Source organism: Rhizobium sophoriradicis (assembly GCF_003939025.1).
Classification (GTDB): domain Bacteria; phylum Pseudomonadota; class Alphaproteobacteria; order Rhizobiales; family Rhizobiaceae; genus Rhizobium; species Rhizobium sophoriradicis.
Map to the genome: position 1 here is coordinate 1 of NZ_RQIH01000061.1, position 990 is coordinate 990.

The window sequence follows — 990 nt, forward strand, 5'->3', positions numbered from 1 at the left end:
ACGCCGACGTCCAAGGTCGTTGCCGGTTTGTAGCCCGTCAGCGCGACAAGCAGATCGGGGGCGGCGAAGGTGCGCGGCACATCGCCCTTCTGCATCGCCAGCATCTGGCGAATGGCAGGCTGGCCGAGTGCCTTTTCTACCGTCTCGACGAAATCCATCAGGCTGACCGGCTGGCCACCGCCGATATTGACGACGCGGAAGGGCGCCTGGCGCGAAAGCGTTTCGACCGCCGCGTCGTTGAGGCGATTTTCCTCGCGGGGCGCAATTGCCGACAATCTGACGATCGCTTCGACGAGGTCATCGATATAGGTGAAATCACGGCTCATATTGCCTTCGCCGTAGATCTCGATCGGCTGGCCCTCGAGCATGTTCTTGGCGAATTTGAACAGTGCCATATCGGGCCGGCCCCATGGGCCGTAGACGGTGAAGAAGCGGAAGGCCGTCGTCGGAATCTTGTGAAGATGGGCATAGCTGTGCGCCATCAGCTCCATCGATTTTTTCGTCGCGGCGTAAATGGTCAGCGGCTCGTCGGCGCGATCGGTCTCGCGGAAGGGGACGGTCGCGTTGGCGCCATAGATCGATGATGTCGAGGCCAGCATCAGATGGCGGACTTCGACCCGCCGGGCGATTTCCATAATGTTCCATGAGCCTTCGACGTTCGAATGTAGATAGGCTTCGGGATTTTCCAGGCTGTAGCGGACGCCGGCCTGTGCGGCGAGGTGGATCAGGATGTCGGGCTTGGCCGCGAGGACAGCCGCCTCCAGCGCCGGCCGGTCCTCGAGCATTGCGATGACCGGTTTGAAGGCCGGGAACTGGGAGAGGGCCGCATGGCGCATCTCCTTGAGCTTGACGTTGTAATAGGGCGTGAGGCCGTCGAAGCCCGTTACCTCGTGCCCCTCCTGCAGCAGGCGCCTGGCCAGATGAAAACCGATGAAACCGGCCGTCCCTGTAATGAAGTAGCGCATTCCCACCTTTTCTTGGCCCCCTGCC

At 61.5% G+C, this 990-nt stretch carries 1 protein-coding gene; it reads right to left on the reverse strand.

Features of this window, described 5'->3' with window-relative positions; all coding sequences use genetic code 11:
• Positions 1–965 (reverse strand): NAD-dependent epimerase/dehydratase family protein (locus tag EFR00_RS32790; protein ID WP_125864906.1); only part of this gene is annotated, 965 nt, incomplete at its 3' end.
• Between the last annotated feature and the right edge of the window lie 25 nt (positions 966–990).